Raw genomic sequence first — 16,412 nt, 5'->3', positions numbered from 1 at the left:
CCTGGCCGAAAAGGGTCGATGCATGTCCTCATATGCCTGGCGCTTCCCGTTAAAATAGAGCGCAATCTCACTCGTTTAGGTCGCGTATGAAAACCATCATCAGCAAAAACTTTACTCCTGCCAAAGCATGGGACGCTGTCGATATTGCCAACTTCGACGGCACCAGCGTCAGACTCCACTGGACCGATAAATCCTATCGCTGGCATATCAACGACGGCGAAGAGGTGTTCGTGGTATTGGACGGTACAGTCGAAATGCATTACCGCGAGCAAGGTGAAATTAAAAAAGTGATGTTAAATGTGGGGGATATTTTCTTTGCCAGCGTGGGGACAGAGCATGTTGCCCATCCGCAGGGAGCGGCGCGGGTGCTGGTGATAGAAAAAGACGATTCGGTGTGACATCTCGTCCTCTGCAATCCAAAACAATCCAGCAGCCAAAAGCCAAAGCCTCCAAGTTTATGACGATATGCTTACACCGTACGAAAAATAGCCACCTCGAGTCAGATAGCATGGTGGGCGGAGTGCAGAGATTTATCCACAGGTTAACGCGTCGTCTTTTCACCTGAAATGTGGATAACATCATGATCATTATAGCGGTTAGTGTAACAGTAACTCGGGTCATGATTAGCTGGATCATCATGATCGCACTAATAGTTAATATGGTAATGGTAACTTAGGGTATTATTGTTTCCATCGAAGGCACACAGCCTTCTTAAACAACCCAAAGGAATATGACCATGAAAACCATTAAAACACTGACCATCGCCGCTGCTGCCGCTCTTTCACTGATGTCTGCAGCAAGCTTTGCACAGAGCATTTCTGTCGAGTCTTCAACTCTGGACGGTGCAGAAGCGAAAGTTGCCGCTGTTGCTCAGCAGCAGGGCGCACAGTACAAAATCACTGAAGCAAACACCAATAACCGTGTGCACATGACTGCAGAACTGTACAAATAAGTTCGAAATCAGCTTCAGCGTTAAGGCCGCCTCCGGGCGGCTTTGCTGTTTTTATTACCCAAGCAAAACGTCTTAGCTAATTGCGCTGACGAAACGCTGCGTTATTTGCTGAGGCCGGGTAATCGCGCCACCGACGACTACCGCATGCGCACCCAGTTTTAAACATTGCGCTGCCATCTCAGGTGTTTCCACATTACCTTCTGCAATCACCGGCGCCTTCACTGAAGCTAAAACTGTACGCAGGAAGTGAAAATCATTTGCCGCCAGGTACGCTCCGCGCGTTTCCGATGTATAGCCATGCAGCGTAGTGCCCACGCAGTCGAAGCCCAGTTCATCAGCCTGCAACGCTTCATCGACAGTCGCGATATCTGCCATAAGTAATAATTGCGGATAGCGTTGACGTATTGCCTTCACAAGTTGAGGTAACTGCAGATCGCCAGGCCGTTGATGCTGAGTGGCATCCAGCGCGATCATTGCCGGATTCGCCTCCATCAATTCATCCACCTCTTTTAGCGTGGCGGTGATATATACATCACTGCCTGGATAATCGCGTTTGATGATAGCGATGATCGGTAAATCCACGGTTTGCATAATCTGCTGTACATCGACCAGACTGTTGGCGCGGATCGCCGCCGCGCCTCCTTGCATCGCGGCGAGTGCCATGCGCGACATAATGTAAGGGCTGTGCAGGGGTTCATCTTCCAGTGCCTGACAGGACACCACCAGTTTTCCCTGAATCTGATCCAGCATGTTTGCTTTCATAGCGCGAGTAACTCCTCAACTTCATTTTTGATAATGGTGACGTGCGGGCCGTAGATCACCTGCACGCCTTTACCGCGTTGGATCACCGCGCGGGCGCCCGTGGCCTTCAATGCAGCTTCATTAAGTTTAGAACTGTCGTTCAACGTGATACGTAAACGCGTGGCGCAGCAGTCAAGTTCGGCAATATTGTCTTTGCCACCCAGCGCTTCAATCACCTGCAAAGGGCGTTCGCCTGCGGCAATCGGCAGTGTATCGATGCTGATATCTTCACGGCCCGGCGTTTTAAAATTGAAACGAGTAATCAGCAAGCGGAAGGTGAAGTAATAGAGCAGGAACCATGGCATACCGACCAACGGCACATACATCCAATGCGTTTTCGCTTCGCCCTGCAAAACACCAAACAGAATGAAATCGATCAAGCCGCCGGAGAAGGTTTGCCCAATAGTGATGTGTAAAATGTGGGCGATCATAAAGGCCAGGCCATCGAACAGCGCGTGGATCACATACAACACCGGTGCCACAAACAGGAACGAGAACTCAATCGGTTCGGTGATCCCGGTCAGGAATGAGGTGAGAGCAGCGGATAACAACAAACCCGCCACACGTTTGCGGTTCTCGGGTTTGGTGGTGTGATACATCGCAAGGCAGGCACCGAGCAGTCCGAACATCATGGTGATGAAACGGCCCGACATAAAACGCGCGGTACCGAGGTAAAACTGCTGGGTGTTGGGATCGGCCAACTGAGCAAAGAAGATGCGCTGAGTGCCTTCAACCAGATGCCCATTCACCATCTCACTGCCGCCTAATGCGGTGGTCCAGAACGGCAGGTAGAAGATGTGATGCAGACCGAAGGGGCCAAGCATGCGCAATACGAAGCCGTAAATGAAGGTGCCAAAGTAGCCTGTGGCGTCGACTAACCCGCCCATGCCAAAAATCAGTTTCTGGAAGTGCGGCCAGACGATGGTCATTGCCGCGCCAACGATAATCGCCACGAACGAGCTAATAATCGGGACGAAACGCGAGCCACCGAAGAAGCCAAGAAATTGTGGTAGGGCAATTTTGTTATAGCGATTGTGCAGCAACGCGGTGACCAGCCCAATCACCACACCACCGAACACGCCGGTTTCCAGCGTTTGAATGCCTAGCGCCATTCCTTGACCCACGGCGCTCAGATTGCTACTGGCCAGCACGCCGGTCAGCGTCAAGAGTGCATTGATGGTGGCATTCATCACCAGATAGGCGAGCAGAGATGCCAGGCCAGCCGTGCCCTTGTCGCTTTTAGCCAGTCCTACCGCCACGCCCACCGCAAACAGCACCGCAAGGTTGGCGAAGACCACCGAACCTGCGCTGGCCATGATGGTGAACACACCTTGTAGCCAGGCGATATCCAGAAACGGATAGGCCTTAACGGTGTTGGGATTGGATAACGCGCCGCCAATGCCCAGTAGCAAACCGGCGGCAGGCAATACCGCGATCGGCAACATAAAGGATTTTCCGAAACGCTGCGCTCTTTCAAACCAGCCTCCTGAAGAGGCCCCACTGAACATTGACATAAATTTTTATCCCCGAAGTGTTGTTGTGGTAAAAATTATTACCACAATCTACCTCATCGAATGAAAATTACTACCATTAGTGTGATAGCTTTCACTTATAATCAATTCTGCTGGCACAAACCCAGGCCTTTACGCACACTAAGCGCCATCAATTTTGGCTAATGGAGAGGTGTCATGACGGACAATGGAAATATTTTGCTGCATCTGAAGCAGGGCTTGCCGGGCTACAGTCCCGCGCTGCAAAAGTTGGGCGACTTCATCCTGACTGAACCGCAGCGAGTGCTGTATCTCACCATTACCGAGTTGGCGAAAGAAACGGACACCAGCGAAGCCAGTGTGACGCGCTTATGCCGTAACCTGAGCTGCAAAGGCTATACCGAATTTAAGATGGCGCTGGCGATGGATGTGCAGAAGAGTCAGCCAGCACAGGCGGCGAGTGGCGATCCGGTTGATGCGCTGGTGGAAGAGTCGGTGCAGGCGCTGCGTGACACCGGAAAATTTATTGATCGGGATGTTTTACAGCAGGCGGGCGCGGCGCTGCATCAGGCACGATTCATCCAAATCTATGGCGTGGCTGCCAGCGCGATAACCGGTGAATATTTGCATTATCGCCTGCTGCGGCTGGGTAAATCCGCGCAACTGTTTGGCGATATGCATCGCGCGGCCATGAATGCTTCGACATTAGGAGAGGGCGATTTGGTTATTGCTATCTCTGCTTCCGGTTCGACCAAAGATTTGATGCATGTGGTCAACGTAGCGAAGAAGCGCAAAGCGCAGCTGCTGATGTTAAGTAACACGCTGCGCAGTCCGATGGGCAATCTGGCGGATATGCTGCTGGTGGCGGCGCGACCGGAAGGTCCGCTTAATGCCGGAACGCTCAGTGGTAAAGTTGGGGCGATGTTGCTGGTGGAGGCATTAATGGGGGAACTGATGACGCATGATGCGCATTACGCCACAGCCAGTCAGCAAACGGCCAGTGCGACATTGCCGATGCTGATCTAACCGTTCTGTAAGTCGCTCTCAATTCCAACATGACGTGAAAATCGGTGCGCCGCTACGCGCACCCGAGAAAACAAATTTACTCACTCGCCAGCGCGGCGACCGGATCCATACGTGCAGCTTTGCGCGCGGGCAGATAGCCAAAAATCATGCCGATGATGGTGGAGCAGGCAAAGGCAGCACCCGCCGACTCCCACGAGTAGATGGCGGTTAATACACCGCCCGCCATCAGGCTAATCAGCGGACCGATCACCAATGAAAGCGCCACGCCAAGCGAGCCGCCCACCAGACAAACCAGCACGGCTTCGATCATAAACTGCTGCATGATATCGCCTCGTCGCGCCCCCACGGCCATGCGCACGCCAATCTCATGCGTTCGTTCAGTCACCGACACCAGCATGATATTCATCACGCCGATACTGCCAATCATCAAGGCAATCGACGCCACCATCAAAATCAACAGGGTCAAGGTGGCGGCAGCTCCCTCAATCGCCTTGCGATATTTATCGCGGTTAAACATCAGGAAGTCTTTGGTGCCGTGACGCGCAGTCAGTAACTGCGTCAGCGATTCCACCGCCGGACCGCTAACCACATCATCTTTAAGCTTGACGCTGATACTGGTCAGGGCCGTTTGCCCACTGATGCGGTACATCATGGTGCTCCACGGCAGCCATACGCTCAGGCGATTGGGCGAAATACCGTTATCTTCATGCGCCACTCCAATCACGCGCACCGGCACAGAACCTAAAACGATCATTTTGCCGATGGGATTTTCATGCGCGGCGAACAACTTATTACGCGTGTTGGTATCGATGATGATCTCTTGCCGGGCATGGCGTTCATCACTGAAGTTACTGCCTTCGGTGAGTTTGATACCCTGGATCTCGAAGTAATCTTTACCCACACCGGAGACAGAGGCTTTCGATGAGTTGGAGAGATAGCGTATCGGCTGGGTCGATAGCAATTCAGGGCTGACTTTGTCGACAAACTGTTGACGAGCAATCACATCAGCATCGGCCATCACCAGTGTCAGAATCGGGTGCGCGTCATCCTCGGCAAAATCACTGCCAGCGTAAATCGAGACGACATTGGTACCCAGCCCGGAGATGCTCTCCAACGTTTTTTCTCGTGCGCCTTGCCCGAGTGCCACCACGGTCACTACGGCGGCGATACCAAAAATGATGCCGGTCATGGTCAGTGCGGTACGCAAGCGGTGGGTGTTCATGGCATTCAGCGCCATGCGCATCGATTCGCGCAGGCGATCAACTAATCCCCGCAGCTTGCTCTGGCTTTTGCGCGCCATCGGCTGATAGCGCGCTCGCGTTTCATTCGTTTTTGGCCCACTGTCGGCAAAAATTTCTCCGTCCTGGATTTCGATAATACGGTCAGCGTGCTGCGCCACTTTCATATCGTGCGTCACGATAATCACCGTGTGGCCTTCCCGATTTAAATCATGAAGGATGCGTAACACTTCTTCGCCCGAATGGGAATCCAGCGCGCCCGTGGGTTCATCGGCAAGAATAATTTCAGCGCCATTGATCAATGCACGCGCAATACTCACACGCTGCTGCTGACCACCGGAAAGTTCGCCCGGTTTATGGTGTTCACGGCCTTTCAGTCCCAATCGCTCCAGCAATTGAGCGGCCCGTTCCCGGCGCGACTGTCCCTGGAAATTGGCATAAATTGCCGGAATCTCGACGTTGCTTAGTGCGGTGAGGTCCGGCATCAAGTGGTAGCGTTGAAAAATAAAGCCAATATGTTCGCGACGGACTTTCGCCAGCGCATCCGGTGAAAGTGAAGCGGTATTCTGCCCGGCAATAAAATAGTGACCACTGTCGGCGGCATCCAAACAACCGAGAATATTCAGCAGTGTGGATTTGCCCGATCCGGAAGGGCCAATGATCGCCACCATTTCGCCACTGGCAATCTGCAAGTTGATGTCTTTCAGCACATGCAGAGATTCTGAACCGTTAACATAGCTGCGCTGAATGTTTTTCAGTTCGATCAGGCTCACATCACCACCTTGTCCGCGCCAACAGCCTGGGTCGCGAGAATCACTTTCTCACCGGCTTGTAAACCGCTGAGTACCTGAATATCGACGCTGTCTGAGATCCCAGTGGTGATAATGCGTTTCTCAGGCTGATTCTGCTTATCAGCCACTTCCACATAGGTTTTACCTTCGGAATCTTTTTTCGTTGCTTGTACCGGAATCAGCAGGGCATCTTTTGCCGTGTCGCGCAGTAAGTTCACCTGCGCGGTCATGGAGATGCGCAGGACATTATCCGGGTTGGGGACATCCAGCAGGGCATTATAATAAATCGCGGCGTTGGTGCTGCTGGAAGGCGTGCTCTCGCTGTTGCCCATTAGGGCATCATCTTTCATCACCGATTCCGGTGCCAGTTCAATGCTGCGCAACGTGGCGTTGTAGCGTTTATCGGGATTGGCAAAGGTGGTGAACCACGCCTGCTGACCGGGTTGAATATTGGTGATATCCGCTTCGGAAATCTGCACCTTAATGGTCATAGTGCCGAGCTGAGCCAGCTTAGCGATGGTCGGCGCACTTTGCGCGGCATTAACCGTCTGGCCCTGTTTGGTGACGATAGCGATCACCGTGCCATCCATCGGCGCCATGATGCGGGTATAGCTGAGATCGAGCTGTTTCTTGTCCACCTCAATCTGCGCCTGAATCACGCGCGCTTTTTGTGCCGTTAACTCTGCCCGCGCGGTGCTCCACGCCTCAGCCGCTTCATCAAAATCCTGACGCGAGACCAAATTGGCTTTAATCATTTGCTGCAGACGTTTGAACTGCGCATCCTGCCGGACCAACGTCGCTTCGCGTGTCTCCAGATCGGCTTGCGCGACGCTCAACGCGGCCTGCGCATTACGTAAATCACTGCGCTGTGGCTGATCGTCAATTTCAGCGATCAGCTCGCCCTTACTGACGTTATCACCGGCTTTGATATAGAGCTTTTTTACCTGACCTGACACCTGCGCACCGACGTTGACGCGCTCGATAGCGTCCATCTTGCCGGTTGCAGCGATGACGTTTTCAATGTTGCCTTGACGCACAACGGCAGTGACCAGTGGATTCGGTTTTGGTCGTGTGCTGCTGTAGGCCCAGACCAGAATAATGATCGCCAAAATAACGATCGCGACGAAAAGCCGCTTTTTAGAGGTATTCAACATAAGCATCCCTTTAATGAAGCGAGAATAGTAATCACTAAATGCAACAAACAGGAGAAAATTCGTCAGGATTCTTGCATTAAATCGGGCGCGTTGAGAAAAAAATGAAAATTTTCCGAATAGAAATCGTCGTTGAGTTGTTTACCCCTAAACCACTCACGCTTTGGGAAATGCTATGTCCGCTCCGACCCGCCAAAATTCACGTCAACGCTATGACGCATTCAGCATGACGCTGCACTGGATCACCGCGTTTAGCGTCATTTTTTTGTTTGCCTCTGCGCATATTTGGGAACAACTGGAAAAAGGCACACCGCTGCGCAAGGGATTACAGGCGTGGCATATCTCTTTTGGCATTTTGCTGGCATTAGTCATGATTGTGCGACCGTTGTGGCGTGTTTATAGCCAACGTCAGTCACACCTGGCCGTGGCGCCCGCTGAGAGCAGTACGCTGATGCGAATCATTGCTCATGCGGTGCATGGGTTGTTGTACCTGCTGTTGTTGACTCAGGTTGCACTGGGTTTTCTGTTTCGCTGGTCGCAGCAGGAGCCGTTTAACTTTTTTGGCCTGTTCGATATTCCCACCTTTATTCATGTCGATACCGCACTGCGTCACACGCTGGCGGGATTACACAATAACGTTGCCTGGGCGCTGATTAGCCTGGCAGGCGCGCATGCGCTGGCGGCGTTAATCCATCACTACGTTCTGCGTGACAACGTGCTGCGCCGTATGCTGCCGTTGCGCGATTCGATGCCACTCCGCGAGGATAAATGAATGATGAAGATGATGACTCAGGTTCGCTGGTTTGCCGTGCTGGTATTGCTGATGGCGTTACATGCACCGGTAGCATTCGCCATGGGCGATGACGACAGCGACAAGAAAACCCCGGACTGTCCGAAAGGGCAGGTTTATGACAGCAAGACTAAATCCTGCATGTCGGAAAAAACCAGCATGCTGAGCGATGAGGACAAGACCAATTACGCCTACCACCTGGCTAAAAAGGGCGAGTACCAGGCTGCGCTGACGTTACTGGACACGCTGCACAATCAGAACACCAAAGAGGCATGGAACTATCGCGGTTACGCCACGCGTAAACTGGGCCGCACCGACGAAGGGATGAGTTACTATCAGAAATCGATCGCGCTGGATCCCAAATATGCCAAAGTGCGTGAATATTTAGGTGAAGCCTGGATGATCAAAGGCCGTCCCGATCTGGCTAAAGAGCAGCTCACTATTATCAAATCGCTATGCGGTGTGAATTGTGAAGAGTATCAGGATTTACATGCGGCCATTAATGGTCATCCGGAGTCCTGATGAGCCCGGTTGACGGAGGACGTAAACATTACCAGCACTGAAGTCCGTCAACATCTGGCGGCACATCTGACGCGTATGTGGCGTTATGCGATGGTGTTATCGCGCAACAAAGATGTGGCCGAAGAACTGGTGCAATCCACCTGTGTGCGGGCGCTGGAACGCAGCGCCCAATACACGCCTGGCACACGCATCGATCGCTGGCTGTTTACCGCGCTGCGCTCAGTGTGGATTAACGAACTGCGCGCCCAGCGAGTCCGCATGGGGCAGGGATTCGTGGAGAGTGATGAATTGCTCGCTCCCGATCATCAGCAACACAATGAACAGCGCATGCAGTACGCCAAAGTGATGCAGCGTGTCGGGCAGTTGCCAGAGGCGCAGCGCAACGCGGTATTTTTAGTTTATGTCGAGGGCTTCACCTATCAGGAAGCCGCCGACACGCTGGCCGTACCGATTGGAACCATCATGAGCCGCCTCGCTGCGGCACGCACCACTTTAGCCAGCGCAGTGACAGCGCGGCCTGCGGTAAAGGAGAAACGCTTGTGAATGCACCACGATTTACCTCGCCCTATGCCGATGAAGCTATCGTTGCCTGGCTGGATGGCGAAATGCGCGTGGAGGATGCGCAGGCGTTTGAAACCGAATTAAAGCGCAGTGAAACCCTGTCAGCACGGACAGCTGAGCTGATGAAAAGTAACCAACCCTTTGCGGATGCGTTCGCGCCAATGTTGGATGACGCACCGCTGGAACGTATGGAGTCACGGCTGTCGTATCTGCTCGAAAACACGCCGCCCGCGCCGATAAAAGCTGCTGCACAGGTTAGCCGTCGTGCATTGATCGCTGCCTCAGTGAGTTTTCTGCTGGTGGGCAGCGGGATTGGGTTTTGGGCCAGGCCCGTAGCGAAAGCCGAACAGGGCGAAAGTGAGCGTATTCGGGAGCTGGAAGCACAATACATGTCGCTCTACAGTCCTGAGACCCTGGCGGATGTCGACAGCTCCCCACAGGTGTTAGCGCGTTCATTACAACGCACGGCGCGCGACCTCGATCTGCGCCTGACGGCAGAGCAATTGACGCTACCTGAAGCAAGTTTGAAAAGCGTGCGTATGCTGCGCTATGACGATTCGCTAATCACTCAAATCGCCTGGAATCACAGCAGTTACGGTCCGATGGCGCTGTGTATTTCGCGGGAAGATCATGCTCAGCAAAGTGAATTAGCGCAGGAGAAGCGCCACGGAATGAACCTGGTGTGGTGGCATCGCGGTGGATACCAGTATGTATTGATTGGACGCAATCCGGCAAATCAGTTAAAGAGAGCGGCGCAGGTGTTGAACGCCGCTCTGGTGTAGATGTGCAAGGCGACATTTCAGCCGCCACCGATTATGCCCCTACGACACTGCATCAAAACATCGTAGGGGTCTTTTCATCGGCAGAACGCTTACGAGATCCCCAGCAGTTGTTTCAACTGCGCAATCTCGTCGCGCCATTGTGTCTGCAGCGTCGGTTTTTGATGCTTAGGCTTTCGCATCATATCTTCATCCAGCTTGCTTTCTAAATCGCACAAGGCCAACAGTAGTGCCTCCTCGTCGATATGCGATTCGGCCGCCACGGGCTTCACGCTGGCGACAGGCTTTTCTGACGGTTGTTCGGCCCCCATTAGTTCAATGACTTGTGCAAACTCATGCCATTCGCTCAGTTGCTGATCCTGTATCAGCCAAAAGCGATTGCAACTGCTGGCAATCAAATTGCGATCGTGCGATACCAATAGCACCGCGCCCTCAAACTGATTGAGTGCTTCCGCCAACTCCTCTTTGCCGACCATATCGAGATGGTTAGTGGGCTCATCCAGTAGCAAGATCGAGTAGCGCGCCAATGTCAGCCCAACAAACAGCAGACGTGAGCGTTCACCGCCACTCAACGAGCCAACCAATTGCTGATGGCGCAGATAGGGGAATCCAGCGCCTATCAGAGCCATCTTTCGCTGGTCGTCACTCAGTGGTGCGAAATGCGCCAGTGCCTCGTTTAAAGTCTCGTTGTCCTGCAACTGCGAGAGGCTTTGATCGTAGTAACCAAGCCTTGCGCGCGGGTGAAACAGTGTGGTGGCTTCACGTTGGTATTCCAGCCAGAGTTGACGCAGCAGTGATGATTTTCCACTGCCGTTGCGACCAACGATCGCGATGCGGTCGCCGCTTTTGACCTGAAGGTTGGGTAATGTAAATAACGCAGGGGCGTTGTCAGCAGGTCGGATGCTCAGCTCAGGCAGGGCCAGAACGCGATCGGCATCCAACGCTTCCCCCTGCAGTTTGAGTCGCCACAGGCTACCGTCGGTCAAGGTGGTTTGCGCCTCCTTCAACCAATTGGCGCGCTTTTCCATCTGTTGCGCTTTACGTGACAACCCTTCGTTGTCGTAGGTGCGTCCCCAAATCGCCAGTCGTTTGGCGCTCTTTTCAACGCGATCAATCTCATTCTGCTCTGCCTGGAAACGTTGTGCATCGGTTTCATCCTGCTGTGCCAGCGCTTGCCGTGCTGCAGAGCAGGGCAGACGGAAGAATTGCAGGGTTTGATCGCGCAGTATCCAGCTACAGTTGGTGACCTGGTCCAGCAAGGTACTGTCATGTGACACCAGCACAAAGCTGCCTTTCCAACCTATCAGGAACTGCTCGAGCCAGAGCAACGTTGGAAGATCCAGATGGTTACTGGGTTCATCCAGTAACAGCAGATCGGGCTGAAGGATCAGCGCACGCGCCAGCAATAGCCGCATGTGTTGACCGCCACTCAACGTGGCTGCCGTTTGGGTCTGCTGTTCAGCATCGAACCCCAACGAAGAAAGCAATGCTTCTGCGCGCCAGGCATCACTGATCTGTTGCTGCTCTGGCAGACGTGCAATAACACCGGAAAGCAGCGTGTCTTGCTGGAGTTGAGAGGGAAGATGCTGCTCAATTCGCGCCAGAAGACAGTGATTGGCTAAGGTAACGCTGCCCTGGCTGCTTTCAAGTTCTCCGCTCAGGATTTTCAGCAGGGTGCTTTTCCCCGTCCCGTTGTCACCCAACAGGCCAATGCGATCGCCTTTTTTCAGGCTGAAATGGATGTCGTGAAATAGTGTACCGAAGGCGTTATCAAAGCCGACAGCGTGTGCGGAAAGTAATGTGCTCATGTGCTTACTCATAAGTTGCAGGCGTGCGAACGCCCGACGTCAAAAACTGCTGACGACAACCCGGTAAGCCGGAGGAAGGGATGAAATGTAGTTAACTTCGCTCAGGCGGATTATCGCAGCACGAATGCAGAGATAGCTGAGCGCGGCCAATTACTATAAAAGTGTGAGTAAATAAACAATTCACACGATGGCATAGTAATCCTCCTTATTTATCAGTAGTGAGTAGGGTGGGTTGATGATAGTCACCTGGACTGGCATTATCCACAGAATATTCGAGATGTTGTGAAGCCACAGGCAATGCTCGATCACAACGATATGATGCGGGGAACGCTACGGCCCCAGTTGTAGACCCTTAAGCAACCTTTCTGGATTGTTACTGAAAATGTTGACTGGCTTGAAAAGTCAGCACTTTAAATTAAAGAGTTCAGTGTTTATCTGAAGCTCCATTGAATGGTGATGACAAATACTGAAGGGATAATAATCCCCGATTCAATGCCGAAGTAGGGTGTGAAATTATATTGAAAGCCATGATAAATATAGGGTGAGAACCCTATTCCGGTGGCTTTTTTGAAGTCATGGTAGGAACCGTGATCGCCACAATCCTTAAATGCATCGAAAAAAAACTCACCGGTGTAGCCGTAAATACCCTTAAAAGTCCAGCCATTATCCCAGGTTTTCCAGTCTTTTCTGACGCCTAAAGCAAGGCAGCGATCGTCAAAGCTATTTTTCATGGTGCCTATCAGCACGCTATAAGTAGAGTCTTCGGACAACTTTCTTTCAACAGAGAAGAAGTTATTTTCAAAGTTTTCAGTATATTGTCCATGATTATCCGTCAGGTGATAAACAAAGGATCCTGTATTAATTGAATAAAGGTTAACCTCGCTCGCGGAACAGCAGAGCGAAAGTAGCGCGGATAGAACCAGAAAACCCCATAATAATTTTAAGCTTATTCCAGGGTATCCTCCTGTTATTTCATTCATTTTTCCCTCACTACTTGCAATGAGATAATGAAAAAAAAGTTAACAGCGGCCTGATGCGTTGACTCAACGTATTGATAGATAAATAAGAAAGGCTGGCGATTTTGCTATTTAATTAAATGGTGCTTGATGCGCATAAAAATTCAGACGATGAGGTATTTTAGCAGGTTTTTTGAGAGGGCAAGACTGCAGGGGTAAATGCAATTAATGCATAGAAGGTCATATGCTTAATATATAAGGACTTAATTCAATCATTCAGTTGCTGAAATTACGAGGTTTGTCTCGTTTGTCGAATAAGGATTAAGCAGTGAGGCTTTGTAAGACAGTAAGTGCTTAGGAGTGCGCTAATTCACTGTTGTACACACCAACACTGCAGCATAACCAGTATCTAAGCCTGGTTATGCTGAACAAAGCAGTGATGGGAGATTAAATTTACGTTGTCCCTGAGTGCACTTTTAACCCTGATCCACCCAGATGAGCTTATCAACATTAAACCCAAGTCTTTGAGCGATTGCCAGATACTGCTTTTTCACCTGTTCCGGAATTTTAGGCTCTCGCGACAAAATCCATAAATAACCGCGATTTGGACCACTCACCAACGCATATTGGTAATCATCATCCAATGCAATCACGTTATAGCCGCCATAGAACGGGCCAAAGAAGGAGACTTTGAGCGCTGCGGTATTTGATTTACCGGTAAAATAAGCTTTGCCCTCGCTCTCACTCCACTCCTTTTCAACCGGATCATATCCACGATTCAGCACGGTTATGCCGCCATCGTTGCGAGGAGTGTAAGTGGCGGTGACATGATCTTTGCCGCGCTCAAAGCGATGATCCAGACGGGCAATTTCGTACCATTTGCCCAAATAGCGGTTGGCATCAAAAGGGCTGATGGGCGTGACACCTTTCGGTGGCGTCGGGGATTTACAGGCAACGAGCGTTAACGATAACGCGGCGAGTGCGGCGATTGGCCATAATTTCATTACTGCTCCTTAATCGATCCTGATCCGTATCAAAGGATATGTCAGCATGATTATAGGCAATAAAAAACAAGGCGGCCCTCAGGCCACCTGATGCATGGCGTTATTTCTTCTCTTTCTCTTCATCAGCGGGGAGCAGCGGCTCATCAATGGCGATAGATGTGCCTGATTTCAGCAACTGAATATCGAGAATCACGTAGGTCATGGTGGTGATGAACAAGGAAATTACGCTACCTATCACGCCACTGGTGGTGAAGGTAAAGTAGTTGTACATCACCACCCAGGTCACACAAATGAACAGGGCAAGCGCAACGTTAATGGACGACTGTGAATAGTTGGTGGTGCGAGCCCCCATCTCATTGATTTGCTTGTAGAGATTGGTGCCAGCATATTTTTCCAGCACAAATATGCCCTGATCCCAACTGCGCAGGCGACGTGCGCTACTGCGGGTGAAGAACAGAAATAACAATGAAACAAACAAACCGGAAAACGCGATCAGCACGGGAACAGCTTCCAACGCATACACCAAACTTTTGTGGCTGGGTGCTTGTGCGGTGAGATCCAGCGTCAGCGACGCGCCCAAAACGGCATAGAGGAAAATAAACAGCGCTAAAAATACCGCATTGCGTTTCCAGTCGAGTTCCGCTTCGTGATTTTTCTGTTGGCGAGCGATGTCGAGGGCTTGTTGCAAACGCGTGTCGCTGGATTGGGTATCCACCTGCTCTATCTCTTCACCGAGCAAACGGTGAATGAATGGCTGATCGGCCGATTCAATGGTAATGCGCATAACTATCCTGATGGCGTAACTATCGAGGTGCACAGTGTAACGCAATTTCAGCCTCAGGCAGGAATCTGCGAGACAACACGCAGTTTGAGCACTGCAGTTGCTCACAATTTGCACATCATTTGTACACTTTACTCTGCGGTCAGTGTCGGCCGTGTACAGCACGACGGAGGAATAGCCTATGTCGTACGTAGATGGTTTTGTCGTTGCGGTTCCGGAAGTCAATAAAGAGGATTACCGTGCTATGGCGGCCAAAGCGGCGCCGCTGTTTAAAGAGTTTGGGGCAACACGCATTGTGGAGTGCTGGGCAGATGACGTGCCCGAAGGCAAGCTCACGGATTTTTATATGTCGGTAAAAGCGGAAGAGGGTGAAACGGTGGTATTCAGCTGGATTGAATATCCCTCACGCGAAGTGCGTGATGCGGCCAATCAGAAAATGATGTCCGATCCGCGAATGAAAGAGATGGGCGAAAACATGCCTTTTGATGGTAAAAGGATGATTTACGGCGGCTTCTCTGTATTACTGGAAGAGTAAAAGCCAAAGGGCGCTTAGGCGCCCTGATCACGCTTAAACCGTTAATTTAGGGCCATTGCTGACACTGAATAACGGTGCGATAGCCATCATGATCCTCGTAAGTATGTCCTTGTTGTTCCCAATAAGGATTAAAAGAAGTCACCTGTTTGAATCCGCTTGCGGCCATCTGTTGGCAAATCTGCAGCCATTTTTCCTGAACCGGTTGATACATAACTAATAAGTCTTCTGGCGTGGGCCGTGGGATGATCGGATGTTCTATGCATTCAGTAAATTCAAGATGCCAGGCCAGCCCCACACCGCCTAACATGACGCCATTGAATCCCTGGTGGCCTTCAAACGAACCAAGAATATTCAGACGCAAACCCTGACTATACATATCCCGGCTCAACGCCAAATTTGAAACCGGGCGCGCCACACGAAGTGTTATTGATGTCACCGTTTATCCTCGAAGTTAAATGTAATGCCTGTGATAAACTGTAGCGGGTCAAAATTACGTTTGGCGCAATACGTGCTCAATATTAGAAATGGATATCTGACGTCATCACGATACAATCAAATCCCACATCGACAAGGAGTTAATATGCTGGATATCATCCATTTTCCCCTGTTCCTCATTTCGGTATTCCTGCTGTGTATCACGCCGGGTCCGGACCTCGCGTATGTTGTCGGGCAAAGCATGGCCAACGGACGCCGAAGCGGCGTGATATCGGCGAGTGGTGTGGCGCTAGGAAGCTGTACTCATGCATTGGCCAGTGCAATAGGCTTAACGGCGTTAATCACCGCCTCGCCGATGTTATTTACAGTGATTAAATATATCGGGGCTGCTTATCTTATTTATTTAGGCAGCAAGATGGTGTGGGAAACTTTCATCACCAAATCGCAGGAAAGCAGCTCTCAGGTTCAGGTTCCGCGTACTAATACATGTAATCTATTATTACGAGGTTTTATTACGTCCATCACTAATCCAAAGGTACTGCTGTTTTTCATTTCTTTCTTCCCGCAATTCGTGGTGGTCGATGGTGATTATCATGCGAGTTCATTCCTGGTATTGGGACTGACCTATGCAGTGATTGGACTGATCACTGATGTGATGTTTGCCCTGCTGGCGGGCGGTGCTGCGAGTGCGGTATCTCGCAATGTCACGCTGCAAAAGCTGTTAGATCGTATCGTCGGTGTGACCTTCATTGGCCTGGGGATTCGCCTCGCCATGACCCGACGTTAAAAATC

The 16,412-nt window shown here is 51.3% G+C and carries 18 protein-coding genes; 9 read left to right on the top strand and 9 right to left on the bottom strand.

From position 1 onward, the window contains the following. The first annotated feature begins 86 nt into the window (after positions 1–86). Positions 87–398: a cupin domain-containing protein gene (locus ACXI0A_RS22885; protein ID WP_224933047.1), complete on the top strand. Its 312-nt coding sequence runs from the start codon at positions 87–89 to the stop codon at positions 396–398. A gap of 338 nt (positions 399–736) precedes the next feature. Then, positions 737–952, top strand: a complete 216-nt coding sequence (locus tag ACXI0A_RS22880) for a YdgH/BhsA/McbA-like domain containing protein (protein ID WP_034829885.1) — start codon at positions 737–739, stop codon at positions 950–952. A 72-nt stretch (positions 953–1,024) separates the two neighbouring features. Here ACXI0A_RS22880 and ACXI0A_RS22875 read toward each other — a convergent pair whose 3' ends face one another. Both ACXI0A_RS22875 and ACXI0A_RS22870 read right to left on the bottom strand, forming a co-directional pair. After that, positions 1,025–1,714, bottom strand: a complete 690-nt coding sequence (locus tag ACXI0A_RS22875; protein ID WP_224933048.1) for an N-acetylmannosamine-6-phosphate 2-epimerase — start codon at positions 1,712–1,714, stop codon at positions 1,025–1,027. After that, positions 1,711–3,267 (bottom strand): PTS transporter subunit EIIC, encoded by a 1,557-nt coding sequence (locus ACXI0A_RS22870; RefSeq protein WP_476146938.1) that lies wholly within the window; start codon positions 3,265–3,267, stop codon positions 1,711–1,713. The genes ACXI0A_RS22875 and ACXI0A_RS22870 overlap by 4 nt, the downstream gene beginning before the upstream one ends. A gap of 174 nt (positions 3,268–3,441) precedes the next feature. On the opposite strand from ACXI0A_RS22870, the gene ACXI0A_RS22865 reads away from it, so the two are divergent. Further along, on the top strand, positions 3,442–4,269 hold the full coding sequence (locus tag ACXI0A_RS22865) for an SIS domain-containing protein (RefSeq protein WP_476146940.1): 828 nt from the start codon (positions 3,442–3,444) through the stop codon (positions 4,267–4,269). A gap of 76 nt (positions 4,270–4,345) precedes the next feature. Here ACXI0A_RS22865 and ACXI0A_RS22860 read toward each other — a convergent pair whose 3' ends face one another. Then, positions 4,346–6,280, bottom strand: a complete 1,935-nt coding sequence (locus tag ACXI0A_RS22860; protein ID WP_476146941.1) for a MacB family efflux pump subunit — start codon at positions 6,278–6,280, stop codon at positions 4,346–4,348. Further along, the gene (locus ACXI0A_RS22855) at positions 6,277–7,452 is read right to left on the bottom strand and encodes an efflux RND transporter periplasmic adaptor subunit (protein WP_476146943.1); all 1,176 of its coding nucleotides are present in this window, start codon (positions 7,450–7,452) and stop codon (positions 6,277–6,279) included. The genes ACXI0A_RS22860 and ACXI0A_RS22855 overlap by 4 nt, the downstream gene beginning before the upstream one ends. A 172-nt stretch (positions 7,453–7,624) precedes the next feature. Here ACXI0A_RS22855 and ACXI0A_RS22850 point away from each other — a divergent pair, with 172 nt between their 5' ends. From ACXI0A_RS22850 to ACXI0A_RS22835, 4 genes are all read left to right on the top strand, one after another. Continuing rightward, positions 7,625–8,221: a cytochrome b/b6 domain-containing protein gene (locus ACXI0A_RS22850; protein WP_476146944.1), complete on the top strand. Its 597-nt coding sequence runs from the start codon at positions 7,625–7,627 to the stop codon at positions 8,219–8,221. Positions 8,222–8,224: 3 nt separating this feature from the next. Further along, positions 8,225–8,761: a tetratricopeptide repeat protein gene (locus ACXI0A_RS22845; protein WP_476147155.1), complete on the top strand. Its 537-nt coding sequence runs from the start codon at positions 8,225–8,227 to the stop codon at positions 8,759–8,761. Positions 8,762–8,836: 75 nt separating this feature from the next. Then, on the top strand, positions 8,837–9,304 hold the full coding sequence (locus ACXI0A_RS22840) for a sigma-70 family RNA polymerase sigma factor (RefSeq protein WP_476147156.1): 468 nt from the start codon (positions 8,837–8,839) through the stop codon (positions 9,302–9,304). Then, a complete protein-coding gene (locus tag ACXI0A_RS22835) occupies positions 9,301–10,104 on the top strand; it encodes an anti-sigma factor family protein (protein ID WP_476146945.1) in 804 nt (267 codons plus the stop codon). The genes ACXI0A_RS22840 and ACXI0A_RS22835 overlap by 4 nt, the downstream gene beginning before the upstream one ends. Positions 10,105–10,193: 89 nt before the next feature. Here the strand turns inward: ACXI0A_RS22835 and ACXI0A_RS22830 are convergent, their stop codons facing one another. The 4 genes from ACXI0A_RS22830 to ACXI0A_RS22815 form a co-directional block, all read right to left on the bottom strand. Further along, entirely contained in the window at positions 10,194–11,909 is a 1,716-nt protein-coding gene (locus ACXI0A_RS22830; protein ID WP_476146947.1) for an ATP-binding cassette domain-containing protein, read from the bottom strand. Positions 11,910–12,340: 431 nt separating this feature from the next. Further along, positions 12,341–12,889 (bottom strand): hypothetical protein, encoded by a 549-nt coding sequence (locus tag ACXI0A_RS22825; protein ID WP_476146949.1) that lies wholly within the window; start codon positions 12,887–12,889, stop codon positions 12,341–12,343. A 452-nt stretch (positions 12,890–13,341) separates the two neighbouring features. Further along, a complete protein-coding gene (gene blc / locus ACXI0A_RS22820) occupies positions 13,342–13,869 on the bottom strand; it encodes an outer membrane lipoprotein Blc (protein ID WP_476146950.1) in 528 nt (175 codons plus the stop codon). Positions 13,870–13,969: 100 nt separating this feature from the next. Further along, positions 13,970–14,653, bottom strand: coding sequence for a RipA family octameric membrane protein (locus ACXI0A_RS22815; protein WP_476146952.1), 684 nt, complete (start codon positions 14,651–14,653; stop codon positions 13,970–13,972). A 178-nt stretch (positions 14,654–14,831) separates the two neighbouring features. Here ACXI0A_RS22815 and ACXI0A_RS22810 point away from each other — a divergent pair, with 178 nt between their 5' ends. After that, entirely contained in the window at positions 14,832–15,185 is a 354-nt protein-coding gene (locus ACXI0A_RS22810; protein WP_224933061.1) for a DUF1428 domain-containing protein, read from the top strand. Between the two features lie 46 nt (positions 15,186–15,231). Here ACXI0A_RS22810 and ACXI0A_RS22805 read toward each other — a convergent pair whose 3' ends face one another. Then, the gene (locus ACXI0A_RS22805; protein WP_224933062.1) at positions 15,232–15,621 is read right to left on the bottom strand and encodes a VOC family protein; all 390 of its coding nucleotides are present in this window, start codon (positions 15,619–15,621) and stop codon (positions 15,232–15,234) included. 144 nt (positions 15,622–15,765) lie between these two features. Between ACXI0A_RS22805 and ACXI0A_RS22800 the strand changes: the two genes are divergently transcribed. Then, entirely contained in the window at positions 15,766–16,407 is a 642-nt protein-coding gene (locus tag ACXI0A_RS22800; protein WP_476146955.1) for a LysE family transporter, read from the top strand. Positions 16,408–16,412: the final 5 nt, after the last annotated feature.

The sequence above is a fragment of the Pantoea sp. C1E2 genome (genome assembly GCF_056491465.1).
Note: the sequence above shows the minus strand (reverse complement) of the source record. Positions and strands in the feature narration are given on the sequence as shown.